Origin of the sequence: Trinickia sp. LjRoot230 (assembly GCF_964253315.1) — a bacterium.
Classification (GTDB): Bacteria; Pseudomonadota; Gammaproteobacteria; order Burkholderiales; family Burkholderiaceae; genus Trinickia.
On record NZ_CAXUQX020000001.1, the window covers coordinates 2,201,301 to 2,221,727 of the forward strand.

General features: G+C 59.8%; 20 protein-coding genes, 1 tRNA gene and 1 pseudogene. 10 read left to right on the top strand and 12 right to left on the bottom strand.

Translation table 11 applies throughout. The features are described 5' to 3' along the window. Positions 1 to 263: 263 nt before the first annotated feature. The 3 genes from lexA to ACSQ20_RS10295 are packed head-to-tail and all read left to right on the top strand — an operon-like array spanning position 264 to position 1,931. The gene (gene lexA, locus ACSQ20_RS10285; protein ID WP_436019546.1) at positions 264 to 911 is read left to right on the top strand and encodes a transcriptional repressor LexA; all 648 of its coding nucleotides are present in this window, start codon (positions 264 to 266) and stop codon (positions 909 to 911) included. 17 nt (positions 912 to 928) lie between these two features. Further along, complete coding sequence (locus ACSQ20_RS10290) at positions 929 to 1,246, top strand: hypothetical protein (protein ID WP_436019548.1); 318 nt, start codon at positions 929 to 931, stop codon at positions 1,244 to 1,246. A gap of 40 nt (positions 1,247 to 1,286) precedes the next feature. Continuing rightward, positions 1,287 to 1,931 (top strand): DUF2939 domain-containing protein, encoded by a 645-nt coding sequence (locus tag ACSQ20_RS10295; protein ID WP_436019550.1) that lies wholly within the window; start codon positions 1,287 to 1,289, stop codon positions 1,929 to 1,931. A gap of 34 nt (positions 1,932 to 1,965) precedes the next feature. Here the strand turns inward: ACSQ20_RS10295 and ACSQ20_RS10300 are convergent, their stop codons facing one another. Next, complete coding sequence (locus ACSQ20_RS10300; protein WP_436019552.1) at positions 1,966 to 2,469, bottom strand: universal stress protein; 504 nt, start codon at positions 2,467 to 2,469, stop codon at positions 1,966 to 1,968. A gap of 217 nt (positions 2,470 to 2,686) precedes the next feature. Here ACSQ20_RS10300 and nodI point away from each other — a divergent pair, with 217 nt between their 5' ends. Together nodI and ACSQ20_RS10310 are read left to right on the top strand one after the other, a co-directional pair. Further along, positions 2,687 to 3,604, top strand: a complete 918-nt coding sequence (gene nodI, locus ACSQ20_RS10305; RefSeq protein WP_436019554.1) for a nodulation factor ABC transporter ATP-binding protein NodI — start codon at positions 2,687 to 2,689, stop codon at positions 3,602 to 3,604. Between the two features lie 31 nt (positions 3,605 to 3,635). Further along, positions 3,636 to 4,487 (top strand): ABC transporter permease, encoded by an 852-nt coding sequence (locus ACSQ20_RS10310; RefSeq protein WP_436023034.1) that lies wholly within the window; start codon positions 3,636 to 3,638, stop codon positions 4,485 to 4,487. A 60-nt stretch (positions 4,488 to 4,547) separates the two neighbouring features. Here the strand turns inward: ACSQ20_RS10310 and ACSQ20_RS10315 are convergent, their stop codons facing one another. Continuing rightward, positions 4,548 to 4,970, bottom strand: a complete 423-nt coding sequence (locus ACSQ20_RS10315; protein WP_436019556.1) for a hypothetical protein — start codon at positions 4,968 to 4,970, stop codon at positions 4,548 to 4,550. Positions 4,971 to 5,441: 471 nt separating this feature from the next. Here ACSQ20_RS10315 and ACSQ20_RS10320 point away from each other — a divergent pair, with 471 nt between their 5' ends. Then, a complete protein-coding gene (locus tag ACSQ20_RS10320; protein ID WP_436019558.1) occupies positions 5,442 to 6,152 on the top strand; it encodes a thioesterase family protein in 711 nt (236 codons plus the stop codon). A 43-nt stretch (positions 6,153 to 6,195) separates the two neighbouring features. Here the strand turns inward: ACSQ20_RS10320 and ACSQ20_RS10325 are convergent, their stop codons facing one another. Genes ACSQ20_RS10325 through ACSQ20_RS10340 form a run of 4 tightly spaced genes read right to left on the bottom strand, consistent with a single transcriptional unit; the run spans position 6,196 to position 10,177 of the window. Next, positions 6,196 to 7,269, bottom strand: a complete 1,074-nt coding sequence (locus ACSQ20_RS10325; protein WP_436019560.1) for an ABC transporter ATP-binding protein — start codon at positions 7,267 to 7,269, stop codon at positions 6,196 to 6,198. A 23-nt stretch (positions 7,270 to 7,292) separates the two neighbouring features. Beyond that, on the bottom strand, positions 7,293 to 8,084 hold the full coding sequence (locus tag ACSQ20_RS10330; RefSeq protein ID WP_436019562.1) for an ABC transporter permease: 792 nt from the start codon (positions 8,082 to 8,084) through the stop codon (positions 7,293 to 7,295). Continuing rightward, positions 8,081 to 9,040, bottom strand: a complete 960-nt coding sequence (locus ACSQ20_RS10335) for an ABC transporter permease (RefSeq protein WP_436019564.1) — start codon at positions 9,038 to 9,040, stop codon at positions 8,081 to 8,083. Before ACSQ20_RS10335 ends, ACSQ20_RS10330 begins: the two co-directional genes overlap by 4 nt. A gap of 24 nt (positions 9,041 to 9,064) precedes the next feature. After that, entirely contained in the window at positions 9,065 to 10,177 is a 1,113-nt protein-coding gene (locus ACSQ20_RS10340; protein ID WP_436019566.1) for an ABC transporter substrate-binding protein, read from the bottom strand. A 353-nt stretch (positions 10,178 to 10,530) separates the two neighbouring features. On the opposite strand from ACSQ20_RS10340, the gene ACSQ20_RS10345 reads away from it, so the two are divergent. After that, positions 10,531 to 11,301: a DeoR/GlpR family DNA-binding transcription regulator gene (locus ACSQ20_RS10345; RefSeq protein WP_436019568.1), complete on the top strand. Its 771-nt coding sequence runs from the start codon at positions 10,531 to 10,533 to the stop codon at positions 11,299 to 11,301. A 55-nt stretch (positions 11,302 to 11,356) separates the two neighbouring features. On the opposite strand, the gene ACSQ20_RS10350 is transcribed toward ACSQ20_RS10345, so the two are convergent. Next, on the bottom strand, positions 11,357 to 13,024 hold the full coding sequence (locus tag ACSQ20_RS10350) for a Na/Pi cotransporter family protein (protein ID WP_436019570.1): 1,668 nt from the start codon (positions 13,022 to 13,024) through the stop codon (positions 11,357 to 11,359). A gap of 222 nt (positions 13,025 to 13,246) precedes the next feature. On the opposite strand from ACSQ20_RS10350, the gene ACSQ20_RS10355 reads away from it, so the two are divergent. Continuing rightward, on the top strand, positions 13,247 to 13,930 hold the full coding sequence (locus ACSQ20_RS10355; RefSeq protein WP_436019572.1) for an HAD family hydrolase: 684 nt from the start codon (positions 13,247 to 13,249) through the stop codon (positions 13,928 to 13,930). Between the two features lie 198 nt (positions 13,931 to 14,128). Here the strand turns inward: ACSQ20_RS10355 and ACSQ20_RS10360 are convergent, their stop codons facing one another. From ACSQ20_RS10360 to ACSQ20_RS10370, 3 genes and pseudogenes are all read right to left on the bottom strand, one after another. Continuing rightward, on the bottom strand, positions 14,129 to 16,384 hold the full coding sequence (locus tag ACSQ20_RS10360) for a hypothetical protein (protein WP_436019574.1): 2,256 nt from the start codon (positions 16,382 to 16,384) through the stop codon (positions 14,129 to 14,131). Next, positions 16,381 to 17,316 (bottom strand): hypothetical protein, encoded by a 936-nt coding sequence (locus ACSQ20_RS10365; protein ID WP_436019576.1) that lies wholly within the window; start codon positions 17,314 to 17,316, stop codon positions 16,381 to 16,383. Before ACSQ20_RS10365 ends, ACSQ20_RS10360 begins: the two co-directional genes overlap by 4 nt. A gap of 237 nt (positions 17,317 to 17,553) precedes the next feature. Continuing rightward, positions 17,554 to 18,123: pseudogene (locus ACSQ20_RS10370) on the bottom strand (DDE-type integrase/transposase/recombinase); the annotation flags it as partial. Between the two features lie 135 nt (positions 18,124 to 18,258). On the opposite strand from ACSQ20_RS10370, the gene ACSQ20_RS10375 reads away from it, so the two are divergent. Further along, entirely contained in the window at positions 18,259 to 18,540 is a 282-nt protein-coding gene (locus tag ACSQ20_RS10375; protein WP_436019578.1) for a type II toxin-antitoxin system HigB family toxin, read from the top strand. Further along, the gene (locus tag ACSQ20_RS10380; RefSeq protein ID WP_436019580.1) at positions 18,528 to 18,959 is read left to right on the top strand and encodes a helix-turn-helix domain-containing protein; all 432 of its coding nucleotides are present in this window, start codon (positions 18,528 to 18,530) and stop codon (positions 18,957 to 18,959) included. The genes ACSQ20_RS10375 and ACSQ20_RS10380 overlap by 13 nt, the downstream gene beginning before the upstream one ends. Before the next feature lie 213 nt (positions 18,960 to 19,172). On the opposite strand, the gene ACSQ20_RS10385 is transcribed toward ACSQ20_RS10380, so the two are convergent. Beyond that, a tRNA-His gene (locus ACSQ20_RS10385) sits at positions 19,173 to 19,248 on the bottom strand. 89 nt (positions 19,249 to 19,337) lie between these two features. Continuing rightward, entirely contained in the window at positions 19,338 to 20,339 is a 1,002-nt protein-coding gene (dusA, locus tag ACSQ20_RS10390) for a tRNA dihydrouridine(20/20a) synthase DusA (protein WP_436019582.1), read from the bottom strand. Positions 20,340 to 20,427 lie beyond the last annotated feature (88 nt).

The following is a 20,427-nucleotide window of genomic DNA, read 5'->3' on the forward strand; positions in this document are numbered from 1 at the left end:
CTCCCACACGCGCAATGCCCAGCGACGCGCGCCGGACCAACCCGTTCCCCATTTGCTCATTCGAGCCCCTTCGCCGTTCGGCGTTTCTATCCAAGATCGGGCGAGTCTAGCCAATAGGCCTTATATCTGAAACGAATGATTATTCATTTTTTTATACGAAAAACTGCTAAGAGCAACTAGACGGCTAGGGTCGCAACGTTTACTTGAAATCGCGGCGATACTGTATAAAAATACAGCCACCTGTTCATTCATACAGTGAGCCCATGATCAAACTGACAGCACGACAGCAGCAGGTTTTCGACTTGATCCGGCAATCGATCGAGCACAGCGGCTTTCCGCCTACCCGCGCGGAGATCGCGGCCGCGCTTGGCTTCAGCTCGGCCAATTCAGCGGAGGAACACCTGCGCGCGCTGGCGCGTAAAGGGGCGATTGAGCTTGCGGCCGGCGCATCGCGCGGCATTCGGCTTCTGGCGGGTGAGGACGCGCCACGACAATTGACATTGCCGCACGCGGCGCTGATGCAGTTGTCGCTGCCGCTGGTCGGGCGCGTCGCAGCGGGTAGCCCGATCCTGGCTCAGGAGCATATCTCGCAGCACTACGCGTGCGACCCGGCGCTTTTTTCGAGCAAACCGGACTACCTGCTGAAGGTGCGCGGGCTGTCGATGCGTGACGCAGGCATCTTCGATGGCGATCTGCTCGCGGTGCAAAAGCGTAGCGAGGCGAAGGACGGGCAAATCATCGTCGCGCGCATCGGGGACGACGTCACCGTCAAGCGTCTGAAGCGTCGGTCCGACGGCATCGAGTTGATCGCCGAAAACCCTGATTACGAGAACATCTTTGTGAAGGCCGGCACTGCGGATTTCGCGCTCGAAGGCATTGCCGTCGGCCTCATTCGCCCAACCGAATTTTGAATATCACGGGAGTCGTCATGGATCGCCTTGCCCGCCTCATGCCTTTTCGTCGCTTCGGCCGGCTGCGGCATCTGCGCAGCCTCATCGCTTGCCCGCCAATCGATGCATTCCCGTCGGAACCCGCGCTGCCTGCACAACCGGCGACGATGCCCGCGTTTGCGCGCGTATCACTCAACAGCGCCTTGCATGCCGAGGCGGCACGCCGTGCACCGGTACGCGTGTACCATGGCGCTTCGCGCGTCATTTTGGTCGGAACCATCGATGCGGTATGCAGGATGATAGATCGCTGTATCGACGAGGAAAAAGCGGGTTTGCGGCCCGCCACCCTTGGCTAAAGCCGGGGTGCTAGCCCCTATCGGAATAAGCCTCTGGTCCATGATAAAAAACGACAACCCACGTGCCGGACGCCGCCATCCCTTCGCCCTCGTGGCAGGGGTGTTGGTGGCCGTCGTCATTTTTGCCATCGTGGCGTACGCCTATGCGTCGCCCTATCTTGTGCTCGATCGGCTCAAGCGTGCGGCCGATGCGCGCGATGCCGATACGGTCAATCGATATGTCGATTACCCTGCGTTGCAGATCAGCTTAAAACAACAAGTGACCGAACTGTTGGCCCGGCGCATCGATGCCCAAAAGCGGGACCATCCGTTCGCTGCATTAGGTGCGCTCGTCGGCATGGCGCTGATCGGGCCGCTCGTCGACGCATATGCGACACCCGACGGCGTAGCGGCACTGCTCGACGGCATGCCGCCTCGCGGAGAACCTGGCGAGACACCCCCGGCGCCGCCATCTGCACAGCAGGCGCCGGCTGATACAGCACAGTCTAGCTCGGAAGGCGCCCCGCCTGCGCAAGCCGAATCCCAAGCACCGGCACAGCCTCCGCGCGCTGCCGCGGGTTATCGCGCAATCGACGAGTTTGTCGTGACCTACCGCCGTGACGCTGCAAGCCGCCCGTATAGCGTGATCCTGCACCGCGACGGCTGGTTCTCATGGAAGCTCGTTGGCGTCAATTTGAACCAGTGAGCCGAAAGCAAGGCATCGTCGGCAAAACGCGCGGTCAGCTCTCTGTGCCGGCCCCTGCCCCAGCTTGAGCGGGCACTGCCGCTACCGGTTCCTGCTCGTGCGCCGCCGATACAGCGACCAAAATGCTGCATGACACACGGTCGAGCAACAGCGTATTGCCTGACCCCATCCACCACCGCGACAAGCCGCTACGCGTACGGTGCCCCACCACGACAAGATCGACTTTCAAGTCGGCTGCCAGCCGAGCGATCTCATCGATCGGATGTCCGAACGCGAAATGCCCGTGGGCACTCACACCGCGTTCGGCGAGCCAATCCACGCCTTCTTGCAGTATTTCACGCGCCGCATCTTCAAAGCGGCCGCAGGCCACGTCGGTCAGCAGCCCGGCGCTTTGCGCAATGCTCGTTCGCATATCGACGACTGACAGTAAATGCGTCTCGGCCTTGAGATCGAGGGCGAGATCGGCACCGCAGCGCAGTGCCTTGCGGCCTTCGCGCGTGCCGTCATAACAGAGCAGAATCTTGTTGTAACTTGCCATGGTGGCCTCCCTTTTCCGCGTCAACCGCAGACATTCGTTTGAATCATGGTGCGCCGCGATTCGACTTGCAAGAGATGGAAAACGCCTAGTGCGGTCGCGCGAACGCACTCACAAATGGCATGGCGGAACGAGATGCACCGCTTCGATACCATAGAATGAGGTGCCGCGCGTTTGGCATGGCCCTTTCGTCCATCGCTTGTCCATCGTTGTCGCTCCCATGTCGAATAACGCTATCGAATTTTCCGAAGTCAAAAAGCATTACGGTGACAAAACCGTGGTCGATGGCTTGACGTTTCACGTGCGCACCGGCGAATGCTACGGCTTGCTCGGGCCAAATGGCGCAGGTAAAACCACGACGCTCAAGATGCTGCTCGGCATCACCGAGCCGGACACGGGCGCTATCGTGCTGTGCGGCGAAGCAATACCGGCCCGCGCTCGCTTTGCCCGATTGCGGGTGGGCGTGGTCCCGCAGTTCGATAATCTCGATCCCGATTTCACCGTGCGCGAGAATCTGCTCGTGTTTGGCCGCTACTTCGGCTTATCGACCAGCAAGACGCGGGCCATTGTTCCCGATCTGCTCGAATTCGCCCGACTCGAGAGCAAGGCTGACGCACGCGTTGCGGAGTTGTCGGGCGGCATGAAGCGGCGTCTGACACTCGCGCGTGCGCTGATCAACGATCCCGATGTATTGATCATGGATGAGCCGACCACTGGCCTCGACCCGCAGGCGCGGCATTTGATCTGGGAACGGCTACGTTCACTGCTGTCGCGCGGCAAAACCATTTTGCTGACGACCCACTTCATGGAAGAGGCCGAACGTCTTTGCGATCGCCTGTGCATTATCGAAGAAGGGCGCAAGATTGCGGAAGGTGCGCCGGATGCGCTCATTTCAGCCGAGATCGGCTGCGACGTGATCGAGATATACGGGCCGTCCCCCGAGGCGCTGCGCGAGGAACTTGCGCCTTTCGCGGAACGTACCGAAATCAGCGGTGAAACGCTCTTTTGCTACGTGCGCGAGCCAGGCGCAGTCAACACGCGCATCGCTGGGCGGCCCGGGTTGCGCTATTTGCACCGCCCCGCCAACCTTGAAGACGTGTTCCTCCGTTTAACCGGCCGCGAGATGCAAGATGACTGAAAAGCACGCGCAGCGAAGAGACAGCCTGACGATGAGCAGTGCTTCCACCGGCCGCACCACCGCCACGGCAGCCCAGGCAAACCCGCCGCAGCGCACGGGCCGCCGCTTGCGCGTTGCATTGCCGGCGAACGCAACGAATTGGATGGCCGTGTGGCGCCGCAATTATCTTGTCTGGCGCAAACTGGCGCTGGCATCGATGTTCGGCAATCTCGCCGACCCGATGATCTACCTGTTCGGCCTTGGCTTTGGGCTCGGCCTGATGGTCGGAGAAGTCGGTGGTGTGCCTTATATCGCTTTTCTGGCAGCGGGCACCGTGGCCTCGAGCGTGATGATGTCGGCCAGCTTCGAAGCCATGTATTCGAGCTTCTCGCGCATGCATGTTCAGCGTACTTGGGAGGCCATCATGCACACGCCGTTGACGCTTGGCGACATCGTCGTCGGTGAAGTCGCATGGGCGGGCAGCAAGGCCGTGCTGTCCGGCGCCGCCATCATGCTTGTGGCGGGCGTGCTTGGTTACGCAAGGTTTCCATCGATGTTGTGGGCGCTGCCCGTCATCGCGCTGGCGGGCGTTGCGTTCGCGAGCCTCGCGATGGTGGTGACAGCGCTCGCACCGTCGTACGACTTCTTTATGTTCTATCAAACGCTTGTTATTACGCCGATGCTGCTGCTCTCGGGCGTCTTTTTTCCGCTCACGCAACTGCCGGCCCCGGTCCGCCATGCGGCGCTCGCGCTGCCGCTGGCCCATGCCGTCGAACTCATCCGCCCCGTGATGCTGGGGCAGCCGCCTTCGAATATCGTGCTTCATCTTGCCGTGCTGGCGGTCTACGCCATTGCGCCGTTTCTGCTCTGTGCCGCGCTCTTTCGCCGCAGGATGATGCGTTAAGCACCGGCGTTGTGCATCGGAGCAAGTGCAAGGTGCGACGTCCGGCTCCCGGCGTACGCGTTATTGCTCGTCGTCGCCCCATGGAATTTCGACGTCGCTGAGAAAGGCAACCGTCGCAAGCGGACGCGCTTCATGCCGACCGACCCTGCCGTCGGCGCGTTGCCATTCGACGCGAAATACCACTTCGGGCCGGTCGGCGAGCAGCCAGACTTTGCGCAGTTCGTCGGGGTCGGAGGTTTCGACGGGTCCGTCGAGCGAGACGAGCAACACTTGTGGCCAGACGCCGTTGTGCGGGTCATAGACGCGGTCGCCGTCAGGAATGGACGTCGAGGCTTCGACGCCGATCGTCGCACACGCTTCGACGACCATTTTCGACAGTGCGCGAAGCAGCGCGGTGGCACGCGCGGAGTTTGCCTGCCGGATGGCGAGGTCGCCACGGGTCAACGCCTGTTCGAGTTTCGGATTGGTCTTTTGCTTGCTCATTTCATTTTTCCAATAGATTTGTCCACGACAGCCGGCGGTGCCATCGGCCCGCGCGCCCGGCAGTCCGACGCATCGCCATCGTACCACCGGCGCCCGGTCATCCGGCCCCGCGCCGCGCGCAGCGTACACCGATCACGCGTTATCCGGCGCAGCGCGGCGCCCCATCGACTCTTATAAGAATCAGCAATGCACATTCCCTGTGCGCTTTTCATTCGCAAATACATGACAAGCGTTTGAAAAACAGAACGGTATCGCACCGGGATGCACCGAATGACGCGGCTAGGGACAATCCCGTAAGTTTGCGGTTTTGTTCGATACCGCATCTACAGGTTTCGGCGAGCCAGCTGGAAAACGGCGCTTCTATACTGGAGTTACAGCAAGTAACAACTGATTCAAAGCGTTAATCGCGGATAACAACAATATTTGAACATCGGCCAGAAACGGGAAAGCCTCTGACACCGAGGGATTAAATTGAAACTGCTCGCCCGCCTCGCATTCGTTTCGGTTCGCGCAATGCTTCGTCCCAATCTGCCGGCGCTCGATGTTTCGGAATGTCATTTCCGAGTTCTGCCGACCGATCTCGACGTTCAATTGCATATGAATAACGGTCGGTTTCTCCAGATCATGGATCTGGGCCGAATCGACCTTCTGCTTCGCAATGGCGTGTTGCAAAATGCGCTTTCGAAGGGTTGGCGATTGCTTTTGAGCGGCGTGATGATCCGGTACGTTCACGAATTACGGCCGTTCGAGCGATATACACTGCGCACGCGCATCCTCGGGTGGGATCGACGGTTTTTCTACCTCGAACATCGTTTCGAAAACAGCAAGGAGAAGCTCGTTGCGCTTGGCGTCGTGCGGGCTGCGATCGCGGATAAAGCGCGCCGGGCGATTGTCTCCGCTGACCATGTGGCGGCCGATCATGGTTATGCGAAGTCTCCGCCGCTGCCGTTTTTTGTGCGGAGTTGGAATGAGTCCGACAGCCAAATGCGCAAGGAATCGGAAGCGAACGAACGTTATGCCCGCGCGGCAGCGGATACGGGCGATCTCGATTGGCGCAGGTGGGGTTTGCATCCACGGTCGAACGAACGCATGCCGCTACCCGAGGAGGCAGCCGGGCCGCACGGCGCGATCGACGAGTTGCAAACGCCATTGAGCCCGCTCGAAGGAACGGCGTCGACGTAGCACTTGTTCAGCTCGCTGCCATTACGAAGGCGCGAAGGCGCGACTACGAAGCTGCGCCTTCGTCGAGCACCAGCAAGTTCTCGTGCGAAAAGCCCAACACGACGGGTTGCCCACGCGCCGGCATGTCGCGGTTCGGATCGTTGAAGACATCAAGCGAAATCACCGCATCCTTCACCCTTGTCTTGATCCGCACCACCGCGCCAAGAAAGCTGACCTCTTCGACTATCGCCGATAGCGTGTTGCGCCCGGGTGCCGGCGGCTCCAGCACGATGGCCTCGGGGCGCAGCGCCAGCAGACGTTTTTTACCGGCGTCTTCCGCTGCCAACGGCTGCGATGTGACGATCTGTTGCCCGTCGACGGCCATCGTGCCGCTCGCCGGATCGACGACGTGCCCCGACAACAAGTTCAGCGTGCCCACAAACGATGCGACAAAGCGCGTGCGCGGATAGTTGTAAATCTGCGCCGCGCCGCCGATTTGCTCGACCCGACCTTCGTTCATGACCACAATGCGATCCGAAATGGATAGCGCTTCTTCTTGATCGTGCGTCACAAAAATCGACGTGATCCGCAGTTCGCGCTGCAACGCGCGAATTTCGTCGCGCAGTGATACTCGGGTTTTCGCATCGAGTGCCGACAACGGTTCGTCCAGCAACAATACTTCTGGCTTGCCGGCCAGTGCCCGCGCAAGCGCGACACGCTGCTGCTGCCCGCCCGACAGTTGCCACGGGTAGCGCCCGCTGAGCTGCGGCAGCTTGATCAGTTCCAGCATTTCGCCGACACGTCGTCGGATGTCCGCTTGCGGCTGGTTGGCCACGCGCAGGCCGAAGCCGATGTTCTCGGCCACGGTCATATTGGGAAACAACGCGTACGATTGGAACACCATGCCGACTTTACGCTGGCGCACCTGCAGATGCGTGACGTCGCGGCCATCGATGCGAATGGTGCCGCGCGTCGGCGTTTCGAAGCCTGCAATCATGCGCAGCAATGTCGTCTTGCCGCAGCCCGATGGCCCGAGGAACGTGATGAACTCGCCGCGCTCGATTTGCATGTCGAACTGATGCAAAGCAATGTTTGCCCCGAACGACTTATGCAGATTCTCGATCTCAAGGAATGCCATGATGTGACGCCTCGCTTCGGTCCTCAAGGGTTGGGGGCAGCAAGCGTGCGAGCCGAGCCGAATACTTGAATCAGCCCCATCGACGCCCACGTGATGACGAATGCGATGATCGCGAGCGCCGACGGCTCATACGCGCGGTTCGCTCCAATCAGTTGCAAATAAGGACCGAACGCGGGCCTGTCGAGCAAACTCGCCAACGTGAATTCGCCGATCACCACAGCAAAAGTCAGGAACGCGCCCGATAGGATGGCCGAGCGGATGTTCGGGAAAATCACTTTGAACAGAATGGTTGGCCAGCGCGCGCCGAGGCACTCGGCGGCCTCGGTCAGCGAGCGGATGTCGACCGCGCGCAGCCCTGTGTCTACCGCGCGATACATGTAGGGAAGCGCAAGCGTCACATAGCCGAATACGAGCAGCAAATCGGTCGTGCGTTCGTTGGCCGTAAACGGGAGAATGCTGCTGCTGTTATAGATGCGCAGATAACCGAACACAATGACGATGGCCGGAATGACAAGCGGCAGCAGCGTCACGAATTCGATGACCGGGCGCAGCTTCGGCAAGCGCAGTTGGACCCAATAAGCGGTCGGCACAACCAACAAAATGCCGACCACGATCGTCAGCACCGCCATCAAAATCGAATAGCTGAACGATGCCTGAAAATGCGAGTCGACGAGCACCACCTTGTAGGCATCGAAGCTGTACTCACCGCGCCTCATCCGCAAGCTGAATTCGAATGTCGCAAGCAGCGGAATCAGGAAGTACAGCGAGCCGACGATCATCGCGGTCCATGCGCCCGCGCGGCTTTGTTTTTTCATCGACGCCCTCTTTCAGCACGTGCGCGCAGCCAAATGTAGCCGCCATTCGAAAGCCCCGTCACCACGATCATGCCGAGAGCCAACGCGTAGCCCAGATTCTGGTTATGCAAAACATCGCCGCGAATCTGCGCATAAAGCAGGATCGTCACCATGTTGAGCGAGCTGCCCGTCAGCGCGTATGCCGTCGCGACAGCGCCGAACGAATTGGCAAACAGCAGCAAGGCCGCCCCAAGCACGCTCGGCCAAAGCACCGGCAGCGCCACGTAGCGCCAGTACTGCGAGGGTGTGCCGCCGAGGCACTCGCAGGCTTCGCGCCATTCGCGCTTCAATCCGTCGAGCGCGGGCGTGACGATCAGCACCATCAGCGGCACCTGGAAGTAGAGGTAGGTCAGCGTCAGCCCCGTGAAGCTCAGAACGCTAAAGCCCGTCGAATAGAGATTGACGTCGAAATACTTCTTGAGCAGCACGGTGACGAGGCCAACGCGTCCCAACGTACAGATGAACGCGAATGCCAGCGGCACGCCGGCGAAATTCGAAGCCACGCCGGAGAACGTCATCAGCGTCGGGCGAATCCAGCTTGGCAGATGCCCCTTGACGGCCGCCCAGGCCAGCAACGAGCCAATCGCCGCGCCGCCAATCGCCGACGCCGCGCTGACTTTGAAGCTGATCCAATAGGCTTCGAGCACGCTCGGCTCGAGCAACTGATGAAAGTTCGCTAGCGTGAAATGACCTTGAGCGTCTTGGAACGCACCGATAATCAGAAAGGCGGTCGGGAGAAACAGAAACAGCAGGGCAAAGATCAGAAACGGCGCAACGCCTAGCCACGTGAGAAACGACGTGGCGCGGCGCGCGCGAGGCAGGCCAGGCGCGCCGGCCAAACCATGGTGAGTCGGCCCCAAAACCGGCGGAGCCTGAACATCCGGCTCGGCCTGACTGATTTCCGATGAAGCGCTCATAGGCCACCCATTTGAACTGCGCCACTACTTCACGTTTGCACCAACCGACTGATCCCATTGCTTCGTAATCGTGTTCTTGTACGCGTCTTGCTGAGACAGCGTGGGGAACACGACGCCCTTGTAGGCATCGCTCGGCGGCAACTTGGCGAGCAGCGCGGGCGGCACTTTGTTCGCCGCGCTCAGCGCGTGATAGCGAATCGGGTGGCAATAGCCGGCCAGCCAGCCGAGCTGTCCTTCATCGGAATAGAGGAATTCCATCCAGAGCTTGGCCGCGTTCGGATGGGGTGCGTAGGCGCTGATCGCTTGGGCATAGACGCCCGCCACGACGCCCGTCTTCGGCACGACGACCTTCAGCTTCGGGTTGCCCTTGAGCGTGTCGCGATCAGCCAGCGCGTTGTAATCCCAGCGGACGATAATCGGTGTGGTGCCCTGTGCCAGCGACGCGGCCTTGCCGATCACAGGCACGAAGTTGCCGCTCTTGTTCAGCTCGGCAAAGAACTTGAGGCCGGCTTTGTCGGCCGTTGCCACGTCGCCGTGGTTCGTCGACAGGCCCGCGGCGAACACGCCTTGGATGGCCTGATTCGCCGAGCGCGGATCTCCTGCCAGCGACACCGCATTCTTGTATTGCGGCTTGAGCAAATCGCTCCAGTCGGCAGGCGCCTTGTCGATCATGTCCTCGTTGACTTCGAAGGCCAACACGCCGTAGTAATCGCCGTACCAATACCCGTCGGGGTCCTTCGATGCATCGGGAATATCTGCCCAGGTCGACACCTTGTACGGCTGCAGCAGGCCCTGCGCCTTCGCGGTAGGACCAAACGACAGGCCGACGTCGATCACATCGGGCGCCTGTGGCCCTTTGTTGCCCTTGTTCGCCTTGATCGCCTCGACCTCGTCGCCCGAGCCGGCATCCGGATTGAGTTCATTGATCTTGATGCCATATTTCTTTTGGAAGGCGCTGATCTGTGCGCCATAGCCGCACCAATCGTGTGGCAGCGCAATCACGCTCAACTGCCCTTCCTGCTTGGCGGCTGCCACGAGCGCGTCCGGCGCGGCGGCATGCACGCTGCCCACGCCCACTGCACTTGCGCCTGCCATTGCGAACGTCGACACAAAACGGCTCAACCCGGTGCGGTTCATAGTGCTTCCTCGTTCTTCGAAAAACGCTGCGTTGAGAAAAACGGCATCCGCCTACAACGCACCGCCGAGTATGCTGGCGGTGCCTGGACGTCAAAATGACAAAAGCGACATGGAATGTGCGAAATCGGACATTAGAATTCGTTTGTGAAAATTCGATGTTCGAAAAGGACAGCGCGTCTGATCTGCGAAGGCTAAGATCAAATACACAAATTTGCAAGTCGCCTCAAAAATACAACAGCGCTGGACTAAAATAAGCCGACGGACATACTGCCGACGCAAACATGTGACTGCCGGCGTCAGATGGCCCGAGCGCCGAGCCCATCAACATCGAGAGATTGAGAGGAAACGCCCCTATGTGGCAGAAAGATCGTCATCAGAGGATTCGCGCCCTGCTATCGACGCTGAACCGCGTGTCGACCGAACGGATCATGGCTGATCTCGGCGTGTCGCGCGAAACCGTACGGCGCGACCTGCTCGACCTCGAAGCGCTCGGCGCGTTGCGGCGCGTGCACGGGGGCGCGATCAAGCCGGACGACGAAGCACCGATCGCCGAGCGCGCGCAGACCCGCGTGAAGGCCAAGGTAGCGATTGCAAAAGCGGCCACCGGCGTCATCGCGAGCGGACAGACGCTCTTTATCGACGCCGGCACGACTACCGCGGCACTCGCGGAAGAACTCGCCAAGTTGGCCAACCTCACCGTGGTGACGAATTCGATCGATGTCGCGCTCAAGATGCGCGGTGCGGAACGGCCTGCCGAGGCAGCCAACGAAGTGATCTTGCTCGGCGGCTCGATCAGCGACCGGGCGATGGCCACGGCGGGCGGCGCGACGGTGCTCGAGATCCAGCGATATCGCGCCGACGTCGCGCTGCTCTCGCCTGTCGGCGTCGATCATCGTCACGGGGCGACCAATTTCGATCGCGACGAGACGGATGTGGCCCGTGCGATGGTCGAGAATGCGAGCCGCGTCGTCATTCTGGCCGATCACAGCAAGCTTGGCCAACGCAGCCGGATGTCGTATTGCCCGCCCGAGCGCATCGACGTGCTGATCACCAATCGAAAAGCAACGGAGTCTGCCGAGTTCGCGGCGCTGAAAAAGAAGCTGCCGAAGATCATCCTCGCGTGAAAGGAATGCGCCGCCCGCGGTACCTGCTTCGGTACCCGCGTTGTTACCTGCCGTGCTACTGCTGAGCGTGAAGCGCATCGAGTGTGCGCTTGCGCAATCGCGTGTCGTGCAGTGCGCCGGCCGCATCGAGCACCGGGTACGCGGTCGAGCAAAAGAGCGAATTGAGCCGCTTCATATCGCTCAACATATCCAGATGCAGCGCGCTCGTTTCGATGCTGCGCAGGGTTTGTCCGGCCAGACGGTCTAAATGAGCGTACGAGTAGGCGCGCTCGAGATCGCGGAAACGTTCCTTCTCGGCCAGTAGCTGTTCCGCGCAATGCAGGTCGTTGTTGAGAAACACCGAGAGCCCCAGTTGCAGGTTGGCGGCCAGGCGCGCTTGGAGGTCATCGAGTTCGCCCAATCCCTCTGCGGAAAATTCCAGACGGTGAACGATCTTTTTTTCTTCGATATCGCTGGCAATGCGCTCGATGATGTCGCCCGCGTGTTCGAGATTAATCGTGAGCGCGATGATGTCGGTCCAGCGCCGGCTGTCCACATCGTCGAGCTGCTCGCGCGAGATATGCGCCAGGTAGGTCTTGAGTGCGGTGTAGAGCTGATCGACGTCGTCGTCCATACGGATCGTTTCGCGCGCCTTTGCCACATCGTTGTGGTGGATTAGTCCACCGATGTTGTCGAGCATGCGGCGAATGATATCGCCAATACGCAGTACTTCGCGCGCCGCGTTCGCGAGCGCAAGCGTCGGCGTGGCCAACGCGGCCTCATCCAAATGCAGCGGCCGCAGTTCTTCGGTCGACACCGGACGCTCGCGCAACAGGCGGGTGCAAATGCGCGCCATCGGGTCGATCAGCGCAAGACATGCGCAGCAGCGCAGCGTGTTGTAGAGCACATGAAACGTCACCACCGCCTCGCGAGGGTTGGCAATCAACGCCGGCAGCCACTGCGCGAGCAGCGGCGCGAATGGCAGGATCAGCAACGCGCCGGCCAGCTTGAACGCAAGGCTACCGAGCGCCAGCCGCCGAGCGGCCGCGTTTTGCGCCAGCGTCCCAAAAAACGCCAGTGTTCCGCTACCGAGATTCGCGCCGATCACCAGGCACAACGCCACTTTCAGCGAAATCACACCGGAGGACGCGAGCGTCGCGGTCAGCAATACGGACGCCAGGCTCGAATAGGAAATGATCGCGAAGGCTGCGCCGACCAACGCATCGAGCACCGTGTCGCCGGTCAGCGCGCCGAACATCACGCGTACACCCGCGGCCCGCATCATCGGCTGCGCGGCCTCGACGATCAAATGCAACGCAAGCAGAATCAACCCGAGACCGATGATGGTGCGCCCGATCTGCCCGCCACGGGTCTGCTTGCGCGACAGGAAAAGCGGCACGCCGGTTGCAATCAGAATCGGCGAAACCCAGGACAGATCGAGCGTCAGAATGCGCGCCATCAGCGCCGTGCCGACGTCCGCGCCGAGCATCATCGCGAGCCCGCTCGTGAGCAGCAGCAATCCTTGCGCGGCGAAGGACGTGACGATGACCGCTGTCGCATTGCTGCTTTGAACGAGGCTCGTCACGCCGATTCCGGCGGCGAACGCCTTGAGCCGGCTGCCCGTGCTGCGGCTCAGGATATTGCGTAAATCAGCGCCCAGCACCCGCAGGATACCGGTACGCACAATGTGAGAGCCCCAGACGAGGAGCGCGACCCCTGACAGGAGATTGAGCAAAACGAGCATGCGGCACGCTCCTTCCAGTCGAGTTCAGTTCAGTGATTCGTTTGCGCTCGAACGGCCGGCCTTTTCGCTGGGCGTTCGGTACATCTGTCCGTTAGTGTTGCACAAATTTGCATTATTGTAATTTTGTGGATTTAAATATACGATCGGCCAACACACGTCACCATGGGTCGAAGCCACGTCGGCCGGACTCAGAGCGATGGGCGAGTGCTGGGGAAACCGCTGATGAGTATCAACCTCGCGTTATTCGATTTGGACCATACGCTGCTGCCGCTCGATAGCGATCAGGCGTGGGCGCATTTCATTGCCAAGCTTGGCGTGCAGGGTGCGCTAACGCATGCACGGAACATCGACCTTTATTACCGGCAGTACGTGGCGGGCACGCTCGACATGACCGAGTATCTGCGCCACACGCTCGCCCCGCTTGCACAGCATTCGCGTGAGCAACTCGACGCGTGGCATCAGCTGTTCATGAAGGAAGTGATTGTTCCGGCAATCCTTCCGGCGGCGCAGGCGCTGGTGCGGCAGCATCGCGAAGCGGGCGATCTATGCTGCATTGTCACCGCAACCAACGTTTTCGTCACTGCACCGATCGGAAAGGCGCTCGGATTCGATCATCTGCTTGGCATCGAACTGGGCACCGAGGGGGGCGACCCACTGGCCCGCTATACCGGAACGGCGGTTGGCACGCCGACCTTTCGCGAAGGCAAGATCGTGCGGACCGAGGAATGGCTCGCGTCACTCGGCATGCGTTGGCAGGACTTCGACAAGCGCTATTTCTACAGCGATTCGATTAATGATGTGCCGTTGCTGGAATATGTCACGCATCCGGTCGCGACGAATCCCGATGAGCGGTTACGCGAGCTTGCTCGCGAACGCGCGTGGCCGATTGTCGATTTGTTTAGATGAGGTTTTGAAACGGAAGGAATTTGGGGTGGCTGATGAAAGACCATTGGTTACCTGAAACCCCAGCGTTTTCAATGCATTACAGCCGATCCGACACGATTCTGTGTCGCAGATTGTGTAGCAGACCGCAGGCGTCTGCAACGCCCGAGACGCGCGCATGCCAACGGCCGCCGGGTCGTGCAGAGCTCGCGAGCCGCCCCATTAGCCACCGCCCTTTCCGGCCTCGGACGACGACCGCTGTTTAGCGCGCAGAGTCTCATAGGTCTCCTTCAGCAACGTCGAACCTCGTTCCGCGTAGGCGTTGCATATCAGCTCGGCTTCTTCGACCTCACCCGCCTCCGCCAACCGATTGACGCATCCAATCACGTCCTCCTTGCGGTAGTCAGGCAAGAAGCCTGAAATCGCCGCGCGGAAGATAGCGGCCACCTCTTTTGGATATTGATTCGCAAGACGTGCAAGGTTCTCGACCAGCATGTAGCCATGATGCCTAACCTGCGCGTGAGGCGCCGCCTCGACCAATGCCTCGACGGCGGCCGGCGTAAGGTCGTGAACGAAGACCGCTAGCTGGCTGAGGGCCGACTGCAGTTCAGGCACGTCGGCTCGGTTTGTCCGAACATGCTCTGCCACCCTCATCCAGAACGTGAGTATTTTGGACGGGCGGGCGGAAAGTTCGTCCTTCCCTCGAAGCGTCCAAAAAAACCAGCACAACTGCGATAGCTCCTTGACCCGCAGCTCCGCAACGAGTTCGCTGAGCAGCCCACTTCCATCGAGGCTCTCCATGTCTTCAAGATAGGCAAGCCCCAGGAACTGCAGAGCTCTTTCCGCCACCTGGCCAGGGAGCCCTTCCGAGTAAACCATCCTCCTCAGGTGCCCGCCTGTGACAAGGCGCTCGAATAGCCAGTCGTATAGGTGGCGTTGATACGCGAAACCCTGTGCCGCACACTTCCAAGCTGCTTCGCTGGTGGACGAGAAGAGCCTGTCAAAGTTGGCTTCCGTCCACTCCGCGTTTAGATAGTGAAAGTTCGCGCAGTACATCCCAACCATCGCCGAGAAGTCAGCATTTAGCCCGGACTCGCTAGTCGCCAGTTCAGCATCGAACACCGGCCCGACGGCGGCCCAGGTCTCACCTGAACGCAACTTTGCTGCAGCCTCCTCGCGCCGCATTGCTAGCGCAAGGTTAATGAAAGATTCTAGAGCCCGGCCCCTTGGGGAATTGATTGCATGCGAAACGGCATCGTTCGTCTGCCCGGCCTCCGTAGGTGTCGCGTCGAGAACAAGACGCAGAACTTGAAGGCACGGCTTATAGAGCTCCGACGGCATGTGGCGCGCCATTCCTGATGCCTCCTTGAAGAGGTCGGCAATATCCCTTACAACCCAATGCACGGATGGCTCCCACCCTTCTGGCGGGTCTGCAGCCAAATCGGCTCTGAAGGCCCGTGAAGAAACGATTGTCTGTACAAGCGACAACGTCGCTGGCCAACTGATGTCTCGCTTGTCGTCAGACCACCGTTCCTTGAGACCCCGAAGCAGGCCATGTTGGTATGGGCGCGCCAAGTCAGCGAAGAAGCTGATTCGTTGCGCAAAGCCATCCTCGCTGGCCCGCACTGCTTCAGAGATTGAGGAGGCAAGTCCACGGTATGTCGGGCCATCCCAATTTCTGGCATCTGGCACAAAGCTCTTGAGATAAGCCACCAGCTCGGCGTCAGACATGCCAACTAGCGCATCGGGTGCGACGGGGCTTCGGTCCCCGACCCACCCGCTGGTTGAATACGTATGGAAATCGGGGTGATCTCGCGCTGGTCCCCAACGCCGCACCAGGGCTTGATACTTCTCATCTACCTCTACGTCGCCCAGCCCGAATGCCGGATGCAAGAGGTCGCGCTTGTGGGTTTCGTCCCACTCCTCCTGCTGCGACTCATCTGCCCAATCCCCCTTGAGTTGCTCCACGAGGCGCAGAAACTGAGCTCTTTGGGCCGCGGAGAATCTGGGGAAGGCCTTGTTGATGAGCCAATAGAGTTCATGCCAGTAGAGAACGTCGAGAAACCAGCTCTCCTTGGCACATTCCCAAAAGACTGCTCCGACGGTGCCGTAGTGCTCGCCACATACATAGATTCCCACGCGAGCAAGCGTCGGATAGGGAGATTGTAGAAGCAACTTCACAACTGCCAGCGCTGCACGAGAACTGGTGCTCGTAGCACCTAGGGCAGCATCACGGACGGCATCAACGAGTACAGCGCGCGTGTCCTCTTTGTGAGCGTCCTGTTCGTGGTCTTCAATCGCCGAGCGCCAGATGTACGAATACTTGTCGTCTTCGGCAGAGCCAATATACTCGGCCAAGCGGCGAGCCAACATGTCAACAGCAGCGGCGTCACAGCGTTCGCCGAGCTTCCTAGCTGACGTCTTCAGCACTTCACCCAGATGGTAGCTGTCCAACACGCCAACTTTGTCGCTCATCATGACTCCCCAGTGCGACGCGCCATCGACAGTGCATCGACCAGCATCATTGCCCTATGCCAATTCTCCGGCTCTGAGCTGTCGAGGAGTCGCGGCAGCAACTTCTCGCCTAACTCTTGACCGACCATGTTTGACTCGAACCGGCCCGCCAGCCAAGAGCGAATCATGTCAACGTCCTGGTCCGTCACTACGTCGAGTGGCAACTGCGACAGGATTGTGGCAAGGGACCACCAAGTCCTCCAATTGTCCAAACCGCGCTGCTGAGCATCCGAACTAATCGCCCTAACAATGCCGGCAATTCGAGTAGCCTGGTCGCCCCGCGCAGACGCGGCGATTTGCTCAAGGTAGCGCAGGGCGGGCCACCCCTCAGCTTGGTACATGGTGCCACGTTCACTCTCGACGACCTTCACCTTGGGGCTGTGTTCCACGTTGAAGAAGCCGGCGCGGTCAAAGTGCTTTCGCAGGTAGTGCTTCGGCCTTTTGCTGGGCCCCTTGACGGGCTCCGATTCGCCACCAGCCTTCACCTCCGCCGAAAGTCCTTCCTGGCCAGCATTGTCGAGCCACTTGTCGTAGTTTGTCGTCACGAATACGGGTCGCAAGCTCGAAAGCAGCTGGTATAGCTCTGCACCAATCGCCGCAGGCTTGGTAGGGTGAAGGATTCTGTCGAAGTCGATTGCGACGTCCTTCTCCTTGGCAAGAGCCATCGCGATTGAGAGAGTGCGTCGGGAGTCGCCGAGACCACGCAGTTGTTCGGCCTCCAAGAAGCCGAGTGCGCCACTCTTCTCGAGGGCGCTCACGACTTGGTTTGCGAACTCTCGCCAGTCAGGACTGCCGCAAAGCATGGACGCACCCGCGCCGACGAAAACGACAAGTTCACCGTGCTTCGCCGCATCTTTGATTAGCTGGTCAGGCATGTAAAGCTGAGCCTCACTCATCGCTCGCCCCTGTTTGGGTCAACTGCGGCACCGGTTCGGGGGCGCGGCTTCAATCGACGCTTGCCAAACACATCCGCATCTCCGCGTGACACAAGGGAATACCCCTGGTGCGCCGGCTCGTCGTTAGGCGAGTTGATGACGGGGGCTTGAACTGCGTTGATTTGGCTCATTGGCGCACGGTAATCCCCCGCTTTTAACGGCGGTCAGAAGTAGAGGTCAGGCCGCGATGGGCAACTTCTATTTTGGTGGCACACCGCCGATGGCTGTGTTGGGCCGTTCGTGATTGTATGACCAGAGCCACTTGGTCGCATACGCCTGAACTTCAGATACCGTCTCGAAGGAGTAATGGGCGAACCAGTCGTACCGAACGGATTTGTTGTAGCGCTCGATGTAGGCATTCTGTTGCGGCTTGCCAAGCTGGATAAACTGCAGAACGATGCCGCGTCGGATCGCCCAGTCCCTGAGCGCATCGCTGACATATTCGGGCCCGTTGTCACAGGGGATCTTCAGCGGCTTGCCGCGCCATTCGATTACCTGTTCCAGTGACCGAATAACGCGTAGCGCCGGCAACGCGAAATCCACTTCGATGCACAGGCCCTCGCGGTTAGTGTCGTCGATGACGTTAAACAGCCTGATGCTACGGCCGTCGGCGAGCTGATCATGCATGAAGTCCATTGACCAGCATTTGTTCAGCGCCAGCGGCACGGCTAGCGGTTCCGGTTGCTCACGTACTAGCCGTTTGCGCGGCCTGATGCGCAGATTCAATTCCAGCTCGCGATAGCGCAAGTACAGGGGGGACAGTAGCCAATCCCGCACACGCAACCTTGACGGCGGCGGCGTAGTCCATTCAATCTCCGGGAAATCAAAGGCCCCTTCGCGGCCAGTTTGCAAATTTGTAACAACGGTTGTTGTATATCTCAACCTGAGATAACGTTTGCTTCCATGCGAGTCATCTCCAATAGAGCCCTAGTAGAGTTCACCGCCAAGCATCAGGATGCGGGTATCCCTCTACTGAATTGGCGCAAGACAATCGAGGCCGGCTTTTTCGCGAACTTCTCGGAGCTGAAGCGGGCCTTCAATGCGGTAGACAAAGTTGGAGCGTTTTGTGTGTTTGATATCGGTGGCAACAAGTTTCGCGTGATCGCCGCTGTGCACTTCAATGTGCAGAAGCTATATGTGCGTCATGTGCTCACGCACAGGGAGTACGACAAATGGAAGCCCTGAAATTTTCGCGGAATGACATCGATGAGTTGGCCGGGCACTTCGAGGCCATCTCCCAGAAGGTTCCGCTGCATCCGATCATGACGAATCGCGATTACGACTTCGCAGTGCGAGCGCTGAACGCCTTGCTTGATGCGGGCGCCGCAGACGAAGGGCATAAGCTCGCCCCTCTCGCTGATGCGCTTGGCGAGTTCGTTGGTGACTACGACGAAGCGCACTATCGCCTACCGGACGCGGCCCCGGCGGATGTTCTCAAGTACCTCATGATGGAGAACGACGTAAAGCAATCCGATCTTCCCGAGATCGGAAGCCAAGGTGTCGTGTCGGAAATCCTCAATGGCAAGCGCGAACTGAACACACGTCAAATCGCCGCATTGTCGAAGCGCTTCAATGTGAGTCCGGCGGTGTTCTTTCCAGCCTAAAGTCCCACGCCATTGTCTAAGCCGCCCAGCGAAAGCTCGGCGGCTTTTTCTTTGGAGCGAGAGTGTATATGTTTTTGGCAATACGGCTGGCCAAGACGCACAGCGGCTGGAATACGATCAGGGCCCGATTGAGACTACTGTGAACGAAGCCGCGCGACGCGTTGATGATCTTCCAAAAAATGGGATCTTACTGCTGTAGCTGCTTGACTTGATTGGGGTGGCTGATGGGACTCGAACCCACGACGACAGGAATCACAATCCTGGACTCTACCAACTGAGCTACAGCCACCACTGAGACTTGCTGCCTGGTGCGCCAAGAACTGGCCCACCGACGAAGAAGCGAGATTATACAAACCTGGAAGCAGCTTGCCTAGCCCCTCATCCGATAAATTCGACCGGCTCGCGTAAATGCGTGCGTGCCTCGTCGAAAATCGAGAGGTCGGCGGCCGCCAGCCGTTTATTGTCCGACAGCACGCGCCGCCAGCCCCGCGCGCCCGCCACACCGCGATAAAGCCCGAGCAAATGGCGCGTGATCGCACCGAGGAACGTGCCGCGCGCCAGTTCCGTCGCGCAATAGCCGACAAGCGCGGCTTCGATTTCTTCGCGCGAAGGCGCCGCGGCGGTCGCGCCGTAAAAGCGCGCATCGACGTCGGCCAGGACATACGGGTTGTGATAAGCCTCCCGCCCGAGCATCACGCCATCGACATGTGCAAGGTGCGTTTGAACTTCGTCAAGCGTCTTGATCCCGCCGTTGATGATGAACTCGAGCGCCGGAAATTCGCGCTTCAATCGATACGCATACTCGTATTTAAGCGGCGGAATCTCGCGATTTTCCTTCGGCGAGAGCCCTTTCAGAATCGCATTGCGCGCATGAACGATGAACACGCTGCAGCCCGCGTCCGCCACCGTACCGACAAAATCGCGTACGAACGCGTAGTCTTCCACCGCATCGACGCCGATCCGATGCTTGACTGTCACGGGCACCGTCACCGCGTCGCGCATGGCCTTCACGCAATCGGCGACGAGCGCCGGTTCGTTCATCAGGCACGCCCCGAAAGCCCCACGCTGCACGCGCTCGGACGGACAGCCGCAATTCAGATTGATTTCGTCATAGCCCCATTGCTCGCCGAGCTTGGCCGCACGCGCCAGGTCACCCGGCTCGCTGCCGCCCAACTGCAGCGCGACGGGCGCCTCCTGAGCCGTAAAAGCCAGGTGGCGCGCCACATCGCCGAAAAGCAGTGCACCTGTCGTCACCATTTCCGTATAAAGCCATGTATGGCGAGAAATGAGGCGATGAAAATAGCGACAATGGCGATCAGTCCAGTCCATCATCGGCGCGACCGAAACGCGGCGTGGACTGGCAACGGTTAGTAACGACATGGCGGAGCAATCGGCGAGAAGACCGTAATTTTACCGTAATGCCTTCACCGGGTGTCGGCCGCACGCAATTCGCCCGCTAGAATGGAGC

Excerpts from the sequence above, each read along its gene's own strand:
- ACSQ20_RS10310 (WP_436023034.1), top strand. The coding sequence starts at position 3,636 with ATGAGCAGTGCTTCCACCGGCCGCACCACCGCCACGGCAGCCCAGGCA.
- ACSQ20_RS10300 (WP_436019552.1), bottom strand. The coding sequence starts at position 2,469 with ATGGCAAGTTACAACAAGATTCTGCTCTGTTATGACGGCACGCGCGAA.
- ACSQ20_RS10315 (WP_436019556.1), bottom strand. The coding sequence starts at position 4,970 with ATGAGCAAGCAAAAGACCAATCCGAAACTCGAACAGGCGTTGACCCGT.
- ACSQ20_RS10295 (WP_436019550.1), top strand. The coding sequence starts at position 1,287 with ATGATAAAAAACGACAACCCACGTGCCGGACGCCGCCATCCCTTCGCC.
- ACSQ20_RS10335 (WP_436019564.1), bottom strand. The coding sequence starts at position 9,040 with ATGAGCGCTTCATCGGAAATCAGTCAGGCCGAGCCGGATGTTCAGGCT.
- ACSQ20_RS10290 (WP_436019548.1), top strand. The coding sequence starts at position 929 with ATGGATCGCCTTGCCCGCCTCATGCCTTTTCGTCGCTTCGGCCGGCTG.
- ACSQ20_RS10380 (WP_436019580.1), top strand. The coding sequence starts at position 18,528 with ATGGAAGCCCTGAAATTTTCGCGGAATGACATCGATGAGTTGGCCGGG.
- ACSQ20_RS10365 (WP_436019576.1), bottom strand. The coding sequence starts at position 17,316 with ATGAGTGAGGCTCAGCTTTACATGCCTGACCAGCTAATCAAAGATGCG.
- ACSQ20_RS10375 (WP_436019578.1), top strand. The coding sequence starts at position 18,259 with ATGCGAGTCATCTCCAATAGAGCCCTAGTAGAGTTCACCGCCAAGCAT.
- ACSQ20_RS10355 (WP_436019572.1), top strand. The coding sequence starts at position 13,247 with ATGAGTATCAACCTCGCGTTATTCGATTTGGACCATACGCTGCTGCCG.
- ACSQ20_RS10345 (WP_436019568.1), top strand. The coding sequence starts at position 10,531 with ATGTGGCAGAAAGATCGTCATCAGAGGATTCGCGCCCTGCTATCGACG.
- ACSQ20_RS10325 (WP_436019560.1), bottom strand. The coding sequence starts at position 7,269 with ATGGCATTCCTTGAGATCGAGAATCTGCATAAGTCGTTCGGGGCAAAC.
- ACSQ20_RS10360 (WP_436019574.1), bottom strand. The coding sequence starts at position 16,384 with ATGATGAGCGACAAAGTTGGCGTGTTGGACAGCTACCATCTGGGTGAA.
- dusA (WP_436019582.1), bottom strand. The coding sequence starts at position 20,339 with ATGTCGTTACTAACCGTTGCCAGTCCACGCCGCGTTTCGGTCGCGCCG.
- ACSQ20_RS10350 (WP_436019570.1), bottom strand. The coding sequence starts at position 13,024 with ATGCTCGTTTTGCTCAATCTCCTGTCAGGGGTCGCGCTCCTCGTCTGG.
- ACSQ20_RS10340 (WP_436019566.1), bottom strand. The coding sequence starts at position 10,177 with ATGAACCGCACCGGGTTGAGCCGTTTTGTGTCGACGTTCGCAATGGCA.
- ACSQ20_RS10330 (WP_436019562.1), bottom strand. The coding sequence starts at position 8,084 with ATGAAAAAACAAAGCCGCGCGGGCGCATGGACCGCGATGATCGTCGGC.
- nodI (WP_436019554.1), top strand. The coding sequence starts at position 2,687 with ATGTCGAATAACGCTATCGAATTTTCCGAAGTCAAAAAGCATTACGGT.
- lexA (WP_436019546.1), top strand. The coding sequence starts at position 264 with ATGATCAAACTGACAGCACGACAGCAGCAGGTTTTCGACTTGATCCGG.